The organism is Streptosporangium sp. CA-135522, assembly GCF_050949235.1.
Classification (GTDB): domain Bacteria; phylum Actinomycetota; class Actinomycetes; order Streptosporangiales; family Streptosporangiaceae; genus Streptosporangium.
This window is the reverse complement of record NZ_CP192026.1, coordinates 8,309,625-8,327,304: the sequence shown is the minus strand read 5'-3', so window position 1 is coordinate 8,327,304 and position 17,680 is coordinate 8,309,625. Positions and strand designations below refer to the sequence as shown.

Annotated in this window: 16 protein-coding genes and 1 tRNA gene; 5 read left to right on the top strand and 12 right to left on the bottom strand. The window is 70.6% G+C overall.

Annotated features, from left to right (window positions below; translation table 11 throughout):
- Positions 1–107 precede the first annotated feature (107 nt).
- Positions 108–1,871: a sensor histidine kinase gene (locus tag ACQPYK_RS39230; RefSeq protein WP_433243087.1), complete on the top strand. Its 1,764-nt coding sequence runs from the start codon at positions 108–110 to the stop codon at positions 1,869–1,871.
- 54 nt (positions 1,872–1,925) lie between these two features.
- Here ACQPYK_RS39230 and ACQPYK_RS39225 read toward each other — a convergent pair whose 3' ends face one another.
- The 3 genes from ACQPYK_RS39225 to ACQPYK_RS39215 all read right to left on the bottom strand — a co-directional run bounded on the left by ACQPYK_RS39225 (position 1,926) and on the right by ACQPYK_RS39215 (position 4,439).
- The gene (locus tag ACQPYK_RS39225; protein WP_433243084.1) at positions 1,926–2,963 is read right to left on the bottom strand and encodes a hypothetical protein; all 1,038 of its coding nucleotides are present in this window, start codon (positions 2,961–2,963) and stop codon (positions 1,926–1,928) included.
- On the bottom strand, positions 2,960–3,433 hold the full coding sequence (locus ACQPYK_RS39220; protein ID WP_433243081.1) for a hypothetical protein: 474 nt from the start codon (positions 3,431–3,433) through the stop codon (positions 2,960–2,962). Before ACQPYK_RS39220 ends, ACQPYK_RS39225 begins: the two co-directional genes overlap by 4 nt.
- A 157-nt stretch (positions 3,434–3,590) precedes the next feature.
- A complete protein-coding gene (locus ACQPYK_RS39215) occupies positions 3,591–4,439 on the bottom strand; it encodes a spermidine synthase (RefSeq protein WP_433243078.1) in 849 nt (282 codons plus the stop codon).
- A gap of 276 nt (positions 4,440–4,715) precedes the next feature.
- Between ACQPYK_RS39215 and trhA the strand changes: the two genes are divergently transcribed.
- Complete coding sequence (trhA, locus tag ACQPYK_RS39210; RefSeq protein WP_433243075.1) at positions 4,716–5,390, top strand: PAQR family membrane homeostasis protein TrhA; 675 nt, start codon at positions 4,716–4,718, stop codon at positions 5,388–5,390.
- A gap of 151 nt (positions 5,391–5,541) precedes the next feature.
- On the opposite strand, the gene ACQPYK_RS39205 is transcribed toward trhA, so the two are convergent.
- The gene (locus ACQPYK_RS39205; protein ID WP_433243072.1) at positions 5,542–6,741 is read right to left on the bottom strand and encodes a M20 metallopeptidase family protein; all 1,200 of its coding nucleotides are present in this window, start codon (positions 6,739–6,741) and stop codon (positions 5,542–5,544) included.
- A 114-nt stretch (positions 6,742–6,855) separates the two neighbouring features.
- Between ACQPYK_RS39205 and ACQPYK_RS39200 the strand changes: the two genes are divergently transcribed.
- Together ACQPYK_RS39200 and lat are read left to right on the top strand one after the other, a co-directional pair.
- Entirely contained in the window at positions 6,856–7,416 is a 561-nt protein-coding gene (locus ACQPYK_RS39200; protein WP_433243069.1) for an HdeD family acid-resistance protein, read from the top strand.
- Between the two features lie 101 nt (positions 7,417–7,517).
- On the top strand, positions 7,518–8,819 hold the full coding sequence (gene lat, locus ACQPYK_RS39195) for an L-lysine 6-transaminase (protein WP_433243066.1): 1,302 nt from the start codon (positions 7,518–7,520) through the stop codon (positions 8,817–8,819).
- A gap of 23 nt (positions 8,820–8,842) precedes the next feature.
- On the opposite strand, the gene ACQPYK_RS39190 is transcribed toward lat, so the two are convergent.
- From ACQPYK_RS39190 to ACQPYK_RS39165, 6 genes are all read right to left on the bottom strand, one after another.
- Positions 8,843–9,097, bottom strand: coding sequence for a helix-turn-helix domain-containing protein (locus ACQPYK_RS39190; RefSeq protein ID WP_433243063.1), 255 nt, complete (start codon positions 9,095–9,097; stop codon positions 8,843–8,845).
- A gap of 156 nt (positions 9,098–9,253) precedes the next feature.
- A tRNA-His gene (locus ACQPYK_RS39185) sits at positions 9,254–9,329 on the bottom strand.
- A 74-nt stretch (positions 9,330–9,403) separates the two neighbouring features.
- Positions 9,404–10,006, bottom strand: a complete 603-nt coding sequence (orn, locus tag ACQPYK_RS39180; RefSeq protein ID WP_433243060.1) for an oligoribonuclease — start codon at positions 10,004–10,006, stop codon at positions 9,404–9,406.
- A gap of 22 nt (positions 10,007–10,028) precedes the next feature.
- The gene (locus tag ACQPYK_RS39175; RefSeq protein WP_433243057.1) at positions 10,029–11,216 is read right to left on the bottom strand and encodes a DUF2510 domain-containing protein; all 1,188 of its coding nucleotides are present in this window, start codon (positions 11,214–11,216) and stop codon (positions 10,029–10,031) included.
- Between the two features lie 56 nt (positions 11,217–11,272).
- Positions 11,273–12,655, bottom strand: coding sequence for a hypothetical protein (locus ACQPYK_RS39170; RefSeq protein WP_433243054.1), 1,383 nt, complete (start codon positions 12,653–12,655; stop codon positions 11,273–11,275).
- A gap of 20 nt (positions 12,656–12,675) precedes the next feature.
- Positions 12,676–14,400 carry a protein kinase domain-containing protein gene (locus ACQPYK_RS39165; RefSeq protein ID WP_433243051.1) on the bottom strand — a complete coding sequence of 575 codons (1,725 nt, stop codon included), beginning with the start codon at positions 14,398–14,400 and terminating at the stop codon, positions 12,676–12,678.
- 195 nt (positions 14,401–14,595) lie between these two features.
- On the opposite strand from ACQPYK_RS39165, the gene ACQPYK_RS39160 reads away from it, so the two are divergent.
- Positions 14,596–14,955 (top strand): hypothetical protein, encoded by a 360-nt coding sequence (locus ACQPYK_RS39160; RefSeq protein ID WP_433243048.1) that lies wholly within the window; start codon positions 14,596–14,598, stop codon positions 14,953–14,955.
- Positions 14,956–14,990: 35 nt separating this feature from the next.
- Here the strand turns inward: ACQPYK_RS39160 and ACQPYK_RS39155 are convergent, their stop codons facing one another.
- Together ACQPYK_RS39155 and ACQPYK_RS39150 are read right to left on the bottom strand one after the other, a co-directional pair.
- Positions 14,991–16,955, bottom strand: coding sequence for a protein kinase domain-containing protein (locus ACQPYK_RS39155; RefSeq protein WP_433243045.1), 1,965 nt, complete (start codon positions 16,953–16,955; stop codon positions 14,991–14,993).
- Between the two features lie 77 nt (positions 16,956–17,032).
- Positions 17,033–17,677, bottom strand: coding sequence for a pyridoxamine 5'-phosphate oxidase family protein (locus ACQPYK_RS39150; protein WP_433243042.1), 645 nt, complete (start codon positions 17,675–17,677; stop codon positions 17,033–17,035).
- Between the last annotated feature and the right edge of the window lie 3 nt (positions 17,678–17,680).

The following is a 17,680-nucleotide window of genomic DNA, read 5'->3' as shown; positions in this document are numbered from 1 at the left end:
CGCCGGACCACCCGGCCGTCCGCACTCCCCAGGGGTGCGGCAAACTGCACCGGGTGTGCGGACAACCTCATAGACGGCGCCTTCCGTGGCAGGTCACGCTGCGGCTCATGAATCGATTCCCCCGGGTGCTCGCCGCGGCGGCGGCCGCGGTGGCCGCGGCCGGGATCGTCGCGGGCGGGCTGCTGGAGACCGGTCTGCCCGCGCCGTTCAGCCAGTGGTTGTTCATCGTCGTGTGCCTGTTCATGCCCGGGATCGGCTGGCTCATCGCCTCCCGGCGTCCCGACAACGTCTACGGCTGGCTGCTGCTGGCCGGCGCCTGCTGCCTGGGCTTCGGCGCGTTCGGCACTTCCCTCATGCTGCGGGAGGACACCGGTCACGGCCCGCTCGTGCTCATCGGCGGCCCGCTCGCCTCGTTCTTCACCCTCTTCTATGGCCTGGCCTGGGTCTTCATTCCCCTTCTGTTCCCCGACGGGCGACTGCCCTCACGCCGTTGGCGCGCCGGGGTCTGGATCGCCGGGGTGGCGATCGCCGTTCACTGGGCGAGCGTCCTGCTGGCCCCCGACGCGGTTTACGCCACCGTCTTCCCGGGCGGCAACCCGTTCGGGATCGGCGGGACGGCGGGGCTGGCCCTGTTGGCCGCGGGCGGGCTGGGGCAGGCCGTGACCTTCCTGGTGGGAGTGTCGGTGCTGGTCTCCCTGGTCCTGCGCCGGTGGCGGAGCCCCGCCGCCGAGCGCCGCCGGTTCACCTGGATGATCGCCGGAGTCGTGGGCACCCTGGGCGGGTTCGTCCTCATGACGGCCTTCGGACCCACGGAGGGCCACTGGGGAGTGTGGCTCGGGGTGTTGAGCACCATGGCCTCGCTGCCCGCTGTGATCGCGGCGGCCGTCTTCCGGCACAACCTCCTCGACATCAGGGTGGGGATCCGGGGCTCGCGGCTCTTCCTGGTCTTCGACCTGCGGCCGACGGTCGACGAGCTGCTGACGGAGCTCGGCCCGGCGCTGGAGGAGGTGGAGCCGGTGGAGCAACTGGGCCGGCTGGCGGGAGCCGTACGGGCCGGGCTGGAGGTTCGCTGGGCGGCCGTCACGCTCGCGGACGGCACGCGGGTGGTGGCCGGGAAGGAGGAGGGCGAGGCCGTGCTCACCGTGCCGGCCGGGCTGGGACACATCGCGTGCGGCCCCAGGACCGTGGGGCGCTTCACCGCCGAGGACCGTCGCCTGCTCGGAGCGCTGGCGGTGCCGATCGGGCTGGCCATCCAGAGCGCCGGGCTGGCGGGCCGGCTGGTCAACGCGCAGGAGGCCGAGCGGCGGCGGATCGAGCGCAACATCCACGACGGGGCACAGCAGCAGCTCGTCGCGCTGATCGCCGGGCTGGAGCTGGCCCGGGCGACCGGCGGCGGCCCCGACACGTTCACCCTCCTGCGCGAGCAGGCCCGCCAGACCCTCACCGACCTGCGGGAGCTCGCGGCGGGCATCCACCCGTCCGTGCTCAGCCAGGGCGGGCTGGTCGAGGCGGTCGAGGAGCGCTGCTCGCGCCTGCCGGTGGTGACGACGGTGGCGGCCGGCGCGGGACTGCGGGCGCGACGCTTTCCCGACGAGATCGAGGGCGCGCTGTACTTCACGGTGAGCGAGGCGATCGCCAACGCTCTCAAGCACGCCGCGGCCTCCCGGATCGAGGTACGGCTGACGCAGGACGGCGGGCGGCTCCAGGCAGTGGTCACCGACGACGGCAAGGGGTTCGATCCGGCCGTGACCCGCCGCGGGGGGCTCGGCCCGCTGGCCGATCGGGTGGCCGCCCTAGGCGGAAGGCTGGAGCTGACCGGCGGCCCGGGTGAGGGGACACGCCTGCGCGCCTGGGTCCCGGTCCCCGGCTGAGCGGCGCGGGGACGGGCCCGCGGGACGGGGGTGTGGGGGAGCGGGCCCGGTGGGTCACTTCTGCGACGGGGACCTGTCAGGGAGCTTGCCCTGCTGGACCGAGCCGGTGAGCACCTTGCTGATCAGCTGGTCCATGGAGGGCGCCATGTGACCGAGGTCCTTCCCGCTCATCGCGTTGTTCGCGACGGTGTAGGCGTTCGAGCCGATGTAGAAGGAGGCGAAGTCCCCCAGGTCGTTGTCGAGCGCCTTGCCCAGGGGGCCGAGCCTGGTGAGGTCCCAGACGCCGAAGAAGACCAGGCAGGCCGCGAAGTCCTTCATGGTCGCCGTCGCGTTGTCCTTGCCCGGGCCGAAGCCGTCGCCGAAGGACAGCCTGGTCCCGACCGCCAGGGTCGTGTCGGCACCGGCGAAGAAGGCGCTGCCCGCGGCGTATTCCGCCGCCTTGTTCGCCACCACTCTCTCCGCCACCATCTTCCCCGCCAACTTTTTCGTCATCAACTTGCGGAGGATGTCATTGATGTATTTCTCCAGGAGCAACATCAGGTATTCGAGCTGGTACCTTCTGCGAAGCCTCTCCGCGACCCACTTGACGGCGGCGGAGCCGGGACCACCGACCCACGGCCAGGCCCCGGCGAGCGCCGACTGCGCCAAGGCCGTCGCCGCCATGACCTCAAGCGTGTGCCGGATCGCGTCGAGCGCCCTGCCGAACTCCTCGCACGCCTCCGCCGCGTGTTCGGCGTGCTCGGCGACGGCCTTGGCGTAGTCCTGGAAGGAGAAGCTCGGGTTCGGTCCCTGGGCGCCGGGAGGCAGCACGCTGGAGAAGAGGCCGCCCTCCCAGAACGCGCGGAACGCCTCGCTTCCCGCGCTGGGATGATCCCGCCACACCCGCGTGACCCGCGGCTGGACATCGCCGGCGGACTCCCGTACCGCCTGGGCGATCGACCGCCAGATGACGGCGGCCTCACGCGCCTTGTCCGGATCGCCCTCCGGCCACTTCTCGTAGATGTCGTAGAGGTTGAACCCCGCCAGGCCCACCGCGGCGGCTCCGCTCAGCGCGCCCCGCGCCGTGGGGCTGAGGTTCAGTGGGAACTTCACTTGGGGACCTTCGGCATGTCGCCGAACTTGGGGATCTTCGGCATGTCGCCGATGTTGTGCCAGTTGACGATCTCCGCGTCATTCACGTTCGTGCCCATGGCATGCAGGCCGATCGCCACTTTGGCGTAGAAGGTCGAGATGGCCTGCGCCTCGGTCAGGACCTCTTCGAGCGTGGCGGCGTAGCCGCGCATCCCGGCGTCGCCGTTGTAGAACTTCGTGCCGGGTTTGTCGTCACCCCAGAAGTTCCCGACGGTGAGGAGGGCTTCCATCTTCCTGATCAGGATGCCTTCGAGCTCGGTGCCCTCGTGGTGGACGGCCGGCGCGATGGAGCCCTGCAGGTCGTCCGGAGCCACGGCCATCTGGCCGGGCCGCTCTCCCGGCGTCGAAGGCGGGCCGTAGCCGCGGGGGGTCGAGGGCGGGCCGTACACGGGGTGCACGGGGGGAGAAGCGTCGGAGGAATCTTGGGACATGCGCCCTCCTTGAGATGAGCCGCGGGTACGGCTGGCCGGTGTTACCTGGCTAAACGCCAAGTAACTCTATTTACCAATCGGAAATATCAAGATTACATCGAAAGTGTCAGAAACGAGCAGGAAAGATCGACGATAGCGGGAAACGCGCCCTGCGGCGTCAGCCGAACACCCCGGGCGGGGGGACGGGGACGACGACGGGATCACCGTCGTTGAGAGGTTTCGCTCCGGCGATGAAGTTGACCAGGTCCTCACCGTGCACGCATCGGGCCTGGGTGAGGCCGCCCGCGGCCCGGCGGGTCAGGGCCGTGAGGGGAAGCCCGGTGCGTGAGGCGGCGAGGATGAGGTTGCCGAAGCGGCGTCCCCGCATGACGCCCGGATCGGCGAGCAGGGCCATGTGGGGGAAGACGCCGGAGACGGTGGCGAGCACCCGGCGGGCGAAGGCCAGGCCCTTGCCGTCGGCGATGTTGACCAGCAGGGACCCGGCCGGGCGCAGGACGCGGGCGAGGTCGCCCATGTATTCGGAGGTGGCCAGGTCCAGCGGCATCATGGCGCCGCTGAAGGCGTCCAGCACGAACAGGTCGGCCGAGGAGTCCTGAAGCCCGGCGGTGGCCGTGCGGCCGTCGAGGATCCTGACCTTGAGCCGGGGCACCGACTTCAGCCGGAGCTGATCCCTGACGAGCTGGACGAGACCTCCGTCCGGCTCGGCGACGATCTGCCGCGATCCCGGGCGGGTCGCCGCCACGTAGCGGGGCAGGGTGCAGCCGCAGCCCCCGATGTGCACGGCGTCCAGCGGACCCTCGTCGAGCAGGTCGATCACGGTGGCCATCAGCTGCACGTATTCGAAGTCGAGGTAGGTGGGATCGTCCAGGTCCACGTAGGACTGGGGCACACCGTCCTTGGAGATCACCCAGCCGGAGGGCCGGTCGAGGTCACCCAGCAGATCGACCTCGCCGAAGGTCACCGGATAACGACCCGGCATCGGCCCCTGTGGTTCCCGCCTGACCATCAGCTTCGATCCTCTTTCCTCTGCGTGTCCCGCCGCGTGTGGCCGGGGACGCCCCTGGGAGAAACCGTACGCGCAATCGAGCCCTCCTCACGCTCGCCCTCACGCTCGCCCTCACGCTCGCCCTCCTCATGCTCGCCGTCGTCCCGGGTCCGCCGCCCGCATGGTGAACGGCGCGGACGCCCGCGCCGTCGCGACACGCTTTTGCGACTTTTCACAGATGATCCCTGTAGGACAGATCACAACCTACGGTGCCGTAAGTTACGCTAGCGTAGGTTCATGACCACGACCGCCGTTGAGAGGTTCACACCCCCAGTGTCGATCAAGCCTCGCCTGCGTGGCTGGCTGCATGCCGGAACGCTGCCCGTCGCGCTCATCGCCGGATTCGTCCTCGTCGCCCTGGGGCCCACGCTGCAGGCGCGACTCGCCGCCGCCGTCTACGCGATCACCTCGGGCCTGCTGTTCGGCATCTCGGCCACCTACCACCGTGGCACGCTCTCTCCCCGCCTTGAGGAGGTGCTGCGACGACTCGATCATGCCAACATCTACTTGATCATCGCGGGCACCTACACCCCCTTCGCGATACTCGCCCTTGACGGGGCGGCCAGGGTGGTGGTCCTCGGCGTGATCTGGGCCGGCGCCATCGCCGGAGTGCTGTTCCGGGTGCTGTGGACCGGCGCCCCTCGTTGGCTGTCCACCGCCCTCTACATCGGCCTCGGCTGGACGGCCGCCTTCGTGCTGCCCCAGCTGCTGGCGGGAGCGGGGGTGGTCGCGGTGGCGCTGGTCCTGGTCGGCGGGCTGCTCTACACGGCGGGCGGGGTCGTGTACGGCCTGCGCCGCCCCGACCCCTCGCCCCGCTGGTTCGGCTTCCACGAGGTCTTCCACGCCCTCACCGTCGCCGCCTACCTGGTCCAGTACGTGGCGGTGTCGCTGGTGGTCTACGCGGCGGCGTGAGGCACTGGACGATCGCCCGGCGGGCCGGACGGGCGGGCCGGGCCGGTCGCTCTGCGGCGGACGGGGCGGACGGGCCGGTCTGTAGTGGTCTGCGGTGGTCGGCGGTGGACGGGTTGGCCTGCGGCGGTCGGTGGTGACCGCCGCGGACCGCTCACTCGGCGGCGACCCCGAGGCGGCGCACCGCCAGCTCCGCGTAGAGCGCGGCCCCGTCGGGCAGCACCGCGTCGTCGAAGCGCGCCTCGGGGGCATGGTTGTAGGCGGCTTTGCCCGGATCGATGTCCGGCGGGCACGCGCCGAGCGCCACGAACGCCGACGGCACCCGGTCGGAGACGAAGGAGAAGTCCTCCGAGCCGGTGAACGGCTGCGGAGCCCTGATGAACCGCTGCTCGCCGTACACCTCGCGGACCGTCGCGCCGACGAACTCGGCTTCGGCGCCGTCGTTGACCGTGACCGGATAGCTCACCTGGTAGTCGGCCTCCACGTCCAGCCCGTAGGCGGCCGCGATGCCCTTGACCAGGGTCACCGCCCGCTCCTGGATTCGGGCGTGGGAGGCCTTGGAGAACGACCGGATCGTCGCCTCGAACCGCGCCTCCTCGGGAATCACGTTTTCGGCGGTGCCGGCGTGGAAGCTGCCGACGGTGACGACCACCGGGTCGAACACGTCGAACCCCCGGGTCACCATGGTCTGCAGCGCGGTGACCATCTCGCACGCGACGGGGATCGGATCCTTGGCGCGGTGCGGCACGGAGCCGTGCCCGCCGGCGCCGCGCACGGTCACCACGAACCTGTCGGCGGCGGCCATCATCGGACCGCCCTTGCTGATGAACACCCTCCGGGGGAGCGCCGCGCTGATCACGTGCAGGGCGTAGGCCGCGATCGGACGCTCGCCGGCGGCGTCCAGCACGCCCTCCTCGATCATGATCTTCGCGCCGCCCTTTCCCTCCTCGCCCGGCTGGAACATGAAGATCACGTTTCCGGCGAGCTCGTCGCGCCTGGCCGACAGCAGGTGCGCCGCCCCGGTCAGCATGGCGGTGTGCAGATCGTGGCCGCAGGCGTGCATCCGGCCGTCCACCTGCGAGGTGATCGCCTCACCGCTGCGCTCGGAGACCGGCAGGGCGTCCATGTCGCCCCGCAGCAGCACGGTCGGACCCGGCCGGGCGCCTCGCAGCACGGCCGTGATCGAGCTCAGCCGCTCGCCGAGCCGTATCTCCAGGGGGAGGCCGGACAGCGCCGCGAGGACCTTCTCCTGGGTCCGCGGCAGATGGAGGCCGATCTCCGGCTCCCGGTGCAGAGCGTGGCGAAGGCGGACCAACTCATCTCGCATGTCGGCGGCGGATTCGCGAAGGGACACCGGAGACTCCTCCCGACGGTTATGCAGCTATACGCACGATAGTCCCGATTTGACCGATTCGTGGTCTCATGTTGGCGATCTTCTGGAAAGGAATCGATCATACGAGGAGGGCAAATGGAAGAGCTGTCTCGCATGTGGTGGGTGTATCTGGTCCGGGGGCTGTGCGCGATCCTGTTCGGCCTGCTGGCGATCGTGTGGCCAGGGATCACGACCTACGCGCTGGTCGTCGTCTTCGGCGCCTATGCCATCGTCAACGGCGTGTTCGCGCTGTTCGGCTCGGGTCGCGGCGGCTCCCGGCTGTGGATGATCGTCTATGGCGTCATCAGCATCCTGGCCGGCATCGCGGCATTCGTCTGGCCGGGGATAACCGCGCTGGCCCTGCTGTTCCTGATCGCGAGCTGGGCCGTCGTCACCGGTGTGGCCGAGATCGTGGCGGCGATACGGCTGCGCAAGGCACTGGAGGGGGAGTGGATGTTCATCGTCAGCGGCGTGCTGTCGGTGCTGTTCGGCGTCCTGCTGCTCGTCTGGCCGGCCTCGGGCGCGCTGGCCGTCGTCTGGCTCATCGGCACCATGGCCATCGTGTACGGCATCGCCCTGCTGGCGCTGGCCTTTCGGGTCAAGGCGCTGGGTTCCCGCAGGCCAGGCACCCCGGGGGCCACTCCGCGCGTCGTGTGATCGCCGAACAATCTTCACAAAAATCGGTCTGCCTGCGTAATCTCTCCATATAGATGCCTCGTTGACGGGGAATCATCTGTCCGACTCACTGTGGAGGGGACATGGACGTGCACGGCCGTCTCGCTCGTCATCTACTCGTCGACGGCTACCGGCTGGTGCTGGACCTCGAACAGAGCCGGGGATCCCGGCTCGTCGACGCCCGCACGGGCCGGAGCTACCTGGATTTCTACACCTTCTTCGCCTCGGCCCCGCTCGGTGTGAATCCGTTCGACGACGATCCGGACTTCCTCGCCCTGCTCGGCCGGATCGCCGCCAACAAGCCCGCCAACTCCGACCTCTACACCAGTCACCTCGCCGACTTCATCGAGACGTTCAACCGGGTCCTCGGCGATCCCGAGCTGCCGCACCTGTTCTTCGTGGAAGGCGGTGCGCTGGCCGTCGAGAACGCGCTGAAATGCGCCTTCGACTGGAAGAGCCGGCACAACGAGTCGTGCGGCCGCTCCCCGGAGCTCGGCACCAAGGTGCTGCACCTCACCCGCGCCTTCCACGGCCGCAGCGGCTACACCCTCTCGCTGACCAACACCGATCCGGTCAAGACCGATCGGTTCCCGACGTTCGGCTGGCCCCGCATCGACGTGCCCGCGATCCACTTCGGCGACGTCGAGGCGGCCGAGGAACGGGCACTGGCCCAGGCGCGGGCCGCCTTCGAACGCCACCCGCACGACATCGCCTGCTTCATCGCCGAGCCGATCCAGGGCGAAGGCGGCGACAACCACATGCGGGCCGAGTTCCTGCAGGCCATGGAGGCGCTCTGCCACGAGCACGACGCGCTGTTCGTCATGGACGAGGTGCAGACCGGCGCCGGGATCACCGGCACCCCCTGGGCCTACCAGCAGCTGGGCCTGCGTCCCGACCTGGTGGCCTTCGCCAAGAAGGTCCAGGTCGGCGGGGTCATGGCGGGCCGCAGGGTCGATCTGATGCCGGACAACGTGTTCCGTGTCAGCGGCCGGATCAACTCCACCTGGGGCGGCGGGCTGGTCGACATGGTCCGTTCCCGCCGGATGTTGGAGATCGTGGAACGCGACGGCCTGATCGCACGTGCCGGGGAGCTCGGTCACGAGCTCCTGGCCGCACTGTTGAAGCTCCAGGCCCAGTTCCCCGAGACGATGGAGAACACCCGGGGACGCGGGCTCATGTGCGCCTTCGACCTGCCGGACCCGGCCGAGCGCGACCGTCTGGTGGCCCTGCTCAGGCGTGAGGAGGGGGTGCTCGTCCTGCCCTGCGGCGAGCGGTCGGTACGGCTGCGCCCCGCCCTTTCGGTCACCACCGAGGAGCTGGAGGAGGGCGCGGACGCCATCGGCCGGGCACTGGCGGCCTCCCGGGACCTGCGGCTGTCGGCGTAGGGACCTCTCCCGTCGCCGGCCTCTCAGAAGCGCGGAGGATCCTCGCGGGTGGCCCGCCCCAGCCACAGGCCGATCGCGGTCACCCGTGAGTCCGCGCCGAGCTTGGCGTAGATCCGGTTCACGTGATTCTTCACGGTCTTCTCACTGAGAAACAGGTGCTGGGCGATCTGCCCGTTGGAGCGACCCGTGGCGATCAATTCCATGACTTCGGTCTCGCGTCTGCTCAATCCCGTCTCGACTCTGGGCTCTGCGTCGAACGGGGCATCGTCGACTCTCATCCGGCCTCCGTGGCTGCAACACGGTCAGGTCGCCGAAACCCCCGGTCTTACGGCGTAGCGATAGCAGTGAGCATAACTCGCAACGTCCATTTTTGGTGGATAAGTCGAAAGTGAGGAGAAACAGAACGGCCGGTCCGACAGGACCGGCCGTTCTTCTGGGGTGAGCGAGGGGACTTGAACCCCCGGCATCCAGGACCACAACCTGGCGCTCTGCCAACTGAGCTACGCCCACCACGTCTGCCGCAGCAGCACATGGAAAGTGTAGCGGTTTTCAGGACTCGTTTCGCACTCGGTTTCCGGCGCGGCTCAGGTCGCGGTGGCGGAGACGGTCTCGGCCAGCTCACGGGCGGTGGCGGAGTCGGGGCCGGGCTGGGCCACGAAGACCGCCGCCCGGTAGTAACGCAGCTCCCGGATGCTCTCGACGATGTCGGCCAGCGCCCGGTGGCCGCCCTGCTTCTCCGGCGAGGCGAAGTAGACCCGCGGGTACCACCGGCGGGCGAGCTCCTTGACCGAGGACACGTCGATCATCCGGTAGTGCAGGAACGTGTCCACAGCCGGCATGTCGCGCGCGATGAACGAGCGGTCGGTGGAGATGGAGTTGCCGCACAGCGGGGCCTTCTTCGGCTCCCGGATGTGGCTTCTGATGTATTCGAGCACCAGGGCCTCGGCCTCGGCCAGCGTGACGCCACCGCCCAGCACGTCCAACAGCCCGGAGGCGGTGTGCATCTCCCGGACCACCTCCGACATCTGCTCCAGCGCCTCGGGCGGAGGCTTGATGACCACGTCCACGCCCTCGTCGAGCTGGTTCAGCTCGCCGTCGGTGACCACGCAGGCCACCTCGACGAGCGCGTCTCGGCCGAGGTCGAGCCCGGTCATCTCACAGTCGATCCAGACCAGCAGGTCACTCATAGCCTTCAGGGTAGTACTCCCTTCAGGAGAGCTTGAGCGAGTCGAGCACTCGGCCGACCACGGAAACATCCAGATTGTCGGGTACGGACACGTAGACCAGCCCCGGGCGCGCACCCGCCCCCCGGTCCACGAGCACGAAGGCGCCCCGCTCCTTCTTCCACTTCCAGCCGTTGGCCGCCGACTCCTTGGAGAAGTCCATGTCGAACATGAGCAGCCAGGCGTCCTTGCCGCTCACCTGGATCGCCTTGTTCTGCAGGATCTTCCGCTGGTGCTTCGGTGAATAGAAGTTCTCCTCGACGGCGAGCAACAGCGTCGCGGTGGTCGCCCGCATGCTCTTGACCCCGTCATAGCCGAACTTGTCGGGAAGCTCTCCGGCGAAGATGTTGCCGAGCCAGTTGTTGCCCTGGCCGTCGTAGTTCTCCTGGGAGGGCGCCGTGAGCGCGCTGGTCCAGGTGAAGCCGAGCGGACCGCCGCCGACGCTCGGAGGCACCGTCCACGGGGAACCGGGGAACTCGTAGGACAGTCCGGTCGCGGGGTCCTCCAGCCGCCCGCCCTGCGGCCGGGGCAGGTCGGTGTTACGGTCCGGATCCTCGGACGACTGAGAGGGCGACGGCTCGGGCGACGGCTCGTAGGTCGGCTCCTGCTCCGTCGCCGTGGGTACGGGGGTGGGCCGGGCGATCACATTGCCCTTCGGGTTCAGCAGGAACATGGCGGCGACCACGATGCCCACGACCACGATCACGGCCCCGCCGCCGCCCAGGATCCACGGCCACGGGTTGCTTCTGCGGGGCGGTGGACCGGTGGGCAGGTCGTATCCGCCGGCGGGCAGTTGCATCGTGGTCCCGCCCTGGGACTCGGCACCCCACTGCGGCTGCTGAACCGGGGACGTCCCCGGCCCCTGGGGCGGGAGACCGGGCTGGTTCCACGGCCCCGTGGGGCCCTGCTGGTTCCACGGCCCAGTGGGGCCCTGCTGGTTCAACGGCCCGGGCTGGTTCCACGGCCCCGCGGGTCCGGCGGGCACCCCCGCGGGCCCGCTCGGCTCCCCTGCGGGCAGGGGAGCCGGTCCGGGCCGGGACGCCTGGGGCGCCCCCTGTCCGGCGGGCGCGTCCGCCTGGTGGGTGGCATCGGTCCACTGGTTGCCGTCCCACCATCGCAACTGTGGCGAGCCGTAGGGATCGGGGTACCAGCCGGCGGGGGTCTGCGTGGTCATGGCGGCCAGAGTAGTAAGAACTGGTTTGCCGTGCATTATGGACCTTTGGACAGCTTCTAGCAGTTGAAGGTGAAACTCGCCTTGTCCTGAAGCTTCCTGCCCTCCGGCAGGGGAGAGAGCACCCGCAGGGTGGCCGTTCCCTTGAAGCTCCCCTCACCCTTGACCGTCCACTGCAGGATCACCTCGTGTGAGGTCTTTCCTGCCGCCACGGTGTCGGTCTGCTCGATGGTGTCCTTGCGATCGCTCCGCTTCCACTGGTAGCGGACCTCCCCGGCCGAGCCGTTGGTGGTGAGCAGACCCCTGATCTTGACGTTCGCGCCGCACCCCTGCGTCTTCTTCGGCGCGATCACGTCCAGTCCCGTCACCGCCAGCGGAACCGTCGGGGAACGCAGCAGCCAGGCGACCAGGATGCCCACGACCATCAGCGCGAGGACGGCCGAGGAGAGGACCGCGCGGCGACGCCGTCGCCGCGCGGGGGCGCCCAGCACCCGGAGCTTGTCGGAGGGGGGCTCGGTCTGCTGGTCCCGGCCGGCCCGCCAGAGCTGCGCGGCCGTGGTCTCCACGGGCACGCCGGGGCCGAACCGCATGACCACGTCCTCGGTACGGCTCTCGCCGGTCCTCGGAACGTGCAGCAGCGCGACGATGTCACCCTCGTCCGGAGGGACGGCAGGAGCCGGCCGCTCGCTCCCGGCCCGCGCATCGTGCGCCGACCACCGTTGCAGGGTCTCCAGCAGCCTGTCACGGGTGGTGAACCCGGGCGGCAGCAGGTCACGTCCGGCGAGCAGGGTGTCGCGGGCCGCGGCGAGCCCGTGGGTGGAGGCCGTCGTCGCCGCCCGCTCGAACAGCGAGGCCGCCCCCGGTGTGGACACGGCCCAGCTCGCGGCCAGGCCCCGGGCGAGCGAGACCCAGGCGGCGACGTCGCGTTCCGGGGCGGGAGAGCGGCCGTGTATCGCGTCGGCCAGGCCCCGTTCGGCGAGCAGCGCGGACCCGTCCGCCGCGATCACCACGTTGCCGGGATGCAGCGCCCCGTGGGCGAGCCCCGCGGCGTGCACGGCCAGCAGCGTCTGCGCGATCTCCGCCAGGACGGTGGCCGCGCTGCCCGCGTCGGGCCGCGGGACACCGGGCGTCTCGGCCAGCAGGTCGGTCACGGTCGGGCTGACCGGTTCGGCGGTCAGCAGCCAGACCTCGCCCTGGGCCGCCACCAGGTCGGCGATCGGGACCAGCCCGGTCACACCGCTCTGGGCCAGCCTGCGATCGGCGACCACGGCCGCGACCAGACGCTCGCGCGTCGCCGGATCGGCGACCAGCCGCGGGTCGAAGCTGAGCGCGCCACCCGCCCGTCCGTCGGCCGCGACCGCCGACGACCAGGTGCCCAACTCATCGGTCCAGGTGCGGTGAGTCAGCCGGAATCCGGCGAAACTTCCCCCGTCGGTGTTCATCGTCGAACCCGTTCCGCCACCTACCGCCGCCTCCGGTGCCGTCCGGCCACACCACGCTTCACCGCCAGTGTGAACGGAACCGCGCCGCTCGTCACCAGCCCGAGGGCGAGGAGCGCCGAAGGAGCCGTCTCGATCGGGGGAGTGGGCGAGGAGGTCAGACTCGGCGTTCCCCCGCCGGAGCTCTCCCCGCCCGTCGGCTCCGGATCGGAGGAGGTGGTCGGCGAGCTCGGCGGGGTCGAGGGAGATGTGGTGGTCGTGGGCCGGGGGGTCGGCCGGGTCGTGGGCCGGGCCGTCTGCGTGGGGGCGGCCGTCGGGGTGGGGGTCGGTTTCGCCGGCGGGCTCGAAGGCCGGGAGTCGTCGACGTTGCCGAGTGCGGAGCCGTCCTCCTCCTGCGTGGGGGTCGGTGAGGGCCGTCTGGTCGGCGTGGACGGGCTCTTCGTCGGCTTCCTGGTGCGTGTCCGCGACGGTTTGGGTGTCGGGGTCGGCCTACGGGTGGGCGCGGCCGAGGGCGGTTCGGCGGGGCTCGTGGTCGGAGTCGGCTCCTGCGTGGCCTTCGGCGTCGGCTCCTGCGTGGGCGGATCGGTCTTGTCCGCGTCGTCCGTGTCGTCGTCCGGGAGGACCGACTCCACCGGCTCGGACCCGAGAGCGGTGGGCGTGGTGACCGAGCTCTGTGCCCGGAGCGTGGTGCTGTCGCCGGAGCTGACCAGCACCGCGCCGATGGCGCTGATCACCGCGATGCACCCGATGCCGATGAGAATCTTGGCGCTCATCTTGCTGAGCGGGGACGGCCGTTCGGAGGCGGACTTCGTGCCGCGCCCACCGAGCTCGGTCTCGGCCAGCGAAGTGCTGGTCTCGGGCCGTTGGATCTCCAGCGGGAGCAGAGAGGCCATGATCCCGACGAGTCCGGCCAGGCGACGGCGGCCGCGCTCCTGCCAGTCCGGCCCGTAGGCGTCGGCGGCGACCGCCTCCAGTTCGGTGAGGAAGGCGGTGGCGGTCGGCGGCCGGTCGGCGGGGTGCTTGGCCAGACCGCGCTCCACCAGGCCCTGCAGGGCCGACGGCACCTCCTCAACGGGCGGGGGCATCGCCTGATGCTGCCTGGCCAGCGCGGCGATGTTGGTCGCCCGGAAGGGCCGGGTGCCCGTCAGGCACTCGAAGAACACGATGGTGGCGGCGTAGACGTCGGTGGACGGACCGGCCGGAGCGCCCGTCCATTGCTCGGGCGCCATGTAGGGCGGCGTGCCGGCGGGGGTGTCCCCGTCGCCGGACCGAACCGCGATGCCGAAGTCGACGAGCCGGCTCGTGCCGTCGGCCTCGATCATCACGTTCTCCGGCTTGAAGTCGCGATGGACGATGCCGGCGGTGTGAGCGGTCGCCAACCCGAGGAGGGCGCCCTTGAGCACGAGCAGCGCGGCCTCGGGGCCGGTGGGTCCCTCCGAGCGGAGGATCGCGCGCAGGGCGACGCCGTCCACCAGCTCCATGACGATGGCGGCGCCTTCACCGGTCTCGATGTAGTCGTACAGCCGGACCGTATGAGGGCTGTCGAGGGTGTTGAGCACCCGCGCCTCGTGCCGGAAGCGCGCCACGAACCCGACGTCGCTCCTGAGCTCGTCGGACAGGTATTTGATCGCTACCAGGATGTCATCGGCGTCGTGCCGTGCCATCACCACGCGCCCGGCGGCGCCTGCGCCCAACTCACGAATTTCCGTGTAACCGGGGACTCGCCAGGCTGATGGCGTGCCGTACATAACGGTCTCCTCAGATGTCTGGGCCCCCACCCATAACAGACGGACCGTAGCTTAGCGATAGATCATCAATTTATGCTCATTAATCACTAAACGGCTCTCGCTCGGCTCGTTGTCGGGGCACGGGAAAAGCCGGCCGGGGACAGACACCGGGGACAGGCGGGGAAGGGCGACCTCGACCGGGTGGATACTGGGCCGGTGCGCCAGGCATTCGCTCACGACGCGGTCGTGACCATGGAAGCGGGCGGCGACCCGCAAGCCCCGGGGGCGGCCGTCACGGCCGCGCTGTGCGGCCACTGGGAGCACGAGCCGCCGTGTCCACTGGCGCCGCACCACACCGCCGCGGAACGCTCCGGCGACGAGGCGCGGTTACGCGTGCTGTTCGCCGCCGAACCCGCGGCCGAGGCCGAGGTGCGCGGCCGGATCGAGGCGGCCCTGTCCCGGGCGGGCCTCGACGGCCCGGACGGCGTCACCACGCGCTGGCGGTTCCACGGCGCACGGCCCAGCCCCGTCCGGAAGGACGAGGCCGAGCACGCCGACAGGCTCGTTCAGACCTGAACATCTCGCTCACCAGGCGCCGGCGAGCGATGTGATCACGGTTCACGGACCCCCGCCGGAACGGCCTCCACGGATGGTCCGGCGCCCCCCGGCGACCTTTCTCCCGGCCCTCGATCCGGTTCGAGGGTCTTCGCCGGTGGGACCGACGGTTCGGAGGTCTGCGTCGGACGGGAGGTCCGTGTCGGTTCGGAGCTCTGCGTCGGTTCGGAGGTCCGTGTCGGGCTGTGTGTCGGGGTCGGACGGGGGGTTCGGGTCGGCCTGGAGGTCCGCGTCGGTTCGGAGGTTCGTGTCGGTTCGGAGGTCGGTGTCGGTGTCGGTGTCTGCGTCGGTGTCGGCTCGGCGCACGGCCCGGTTCTGCCGCTCGCGCTGCCGGAACCGCCCGGCGGGGTGCTCGTCGCCACCACGCTCCAGGTGGAATCGCAGGCCACATCCTGGAAGGTGAACCTGATCGTCCGTGTGTAGCTCGTCTCCCCGGCCAGCGGCACGGTCGCCTGCCGTACCGCCCTGCCGACCCGGAAGGTCACATGCAGGCGCACCTGCCGGGTGTTGCCGGCACTCACGGCGACAGAGACCACAGCCGTCCCCCGTGCGCCGACGCCGGCCCGGAGCACGTCCACCCGCCGCACCTCCGGCCTGGGAGGCGTGGGCGTGGGCGTCGGTGTCGGTGTGGGTGTCGGAGTGGGCGTGGGCGTGGGCGTGGGCGTCGGTCTCGGGCCGTGGGTCGGTTCGGGAGGCCGCGCCGGGGAAGTGGGCCTGCCCGTCCTCACCGGAGGTCTCGCCGGTCCGGTGGGGGCGGAGGAGAGCGACGGTTCGGCCGGCGACCCCGCGGAGGACGACTCGGGAGACGCGGACGAAGAGGGAGATGCTGAGGGAGACACGGAGGGGGACGCGGCGGCGGACGACCGCGGCGGTGAGAAGGTGGCCGGGCCGGACGGCGACGTGGACGGCTCGGCGGCGGCGATCTCGATCCGGTGGACCTCCGGCGCCCGCTCGCCGGCCAGTACGTACGCGCCGACACTGCCCGCGACCACCACCGCTCCCGCCCCGACCGCGACTCCCACGGCTCTTCTGCGCAGCGTGCCGAGTACGGTGCGGAACAACGTGGTCCCGGCGGCCGGGCCGGGGGCGTGCAGCCGGAACAGCAGCGGCAGCAGCGCCGCCAGCGCGGCCAGCCTGCTCCTGCCCCGCTCCTCCCAGTCCTCGCCGTACCCGGCGACGGCCGCGGCCTCCAACTCGGTCAGGAATCCGGCGGCGCCGACCGGCCGGTCCGCCGGATTCTTGGCCAGGCCCCTGGCGACCAGCGCTCTGACCGGCTCCGGCACCTCCCCCACTGGGATCGGCGCGTTGCGGTGCTGGTGCATCAGCACGGCCCGGTCGATCGCCCGGTACGGCCGGCGCCCGGTCAGGCACTCGAAGAAGACCGCCGTCGCGGCGTAAACATCCGTGGCGGGTGAGGCGGGCTCGCCCGTCCACTGCTCAGGCGCCATGTAGGGCGGCGTGCCCGCGGGGTGGTCGGCCGTTCCCGCTCGCACGGCGATGCCGAAGTCGACCAGCTTGCTGGCGCCGTCCGCCTGGACGAGCACGTTCTCCGGCTTGTAGTCCCGGTGAACCAGCCCGCTCAGATGAGCGGTGGCCAGCCCCATGAGCGAACCTTTGAGAACGGTCAGGGCCGCCTCGGGCCCGGTCGAGCCGTGCTCGCGCAGCAATTCCCGCAGGGAGACGGCGTTGACCGCCTCCATGACGATGGCGGCGCCCCCCGCCGCCTCGACGTACTCGTAGAGCTGGACCACGTTGTCGTCGGCCACCTCCACCAGGAGCCTGGCCTCGGCCCGGAACCGGGCGAGGAAGCCCGGATCCCGCCTGAGCGGCTCGGCCAGGTATTTGATCGCGACCTGGGCGCCGGACTCGTCGTGCCGGGCGAGCACCACCCGGCCGCCGCCTCCCGCGCCGAGCTCGCGCAGCTCGGTGTAGCCCGGAAGGTGCCATTCGCTGACCGCCATCGCCGCCCTCCAGCGTCAGGGTGAGAGTCCTCCCTTATGAGACGTGCGTTCCGTGTGCCTGGTTTGCCACAGAGGGCTTACCGAATGGGTATGGTTCGGGTCTTGATGTGCTCGGGAACCTCCAGATCCACGGCCATGGCGGGATCGGTCTCCGGAGCGCCCCAGGATGAGCGCAGGGGCAGGACCCCGGCCCAGATCGGCAGCGCGTAATCCTCCTCCTCGTCGAGCGGCGGCCCCTGCCGTACCTTCACCGACGCCTCGGCGAGGGACAGGGCGACCACGGCGGTCGCGGCGAGCTCCTTCCTGGTCGGCGGTCGCGTGGCATTCCACTGGCCGGGAGCCAGCTGCTCGGTGATCGCGTGCAGGCCGGCCAGGCGCTCCTCGTCCTCCTCGACGACGCGGGGACGGCCGTAGATCATGGCGGAGCGATAGTTGACCGAGTGGTGGAAGATCGAGCGGGCCAGTACGACGCCGTCCAGGTGCGTCACCGTCACGCAGACTTCATCGGCGCCGCGCAGGGAGGTGGCGCCGGTGGACCCGTGGAGGTAGAGGGTGTCGCCGATCCGGCCGTAGCAGGTGGGGACGACCATCGGGCAGCCGTTCACCACGACGCCCAGATGACAGATCAGTCCGGCGTCCAGCACCCGATAGAGGTCTTCGTGGTCGGTCCGGCCCCGATCCTTCGAGCGGCCGAGAGCGGTGCGGGGAGTCGAAGAGAGCATGGC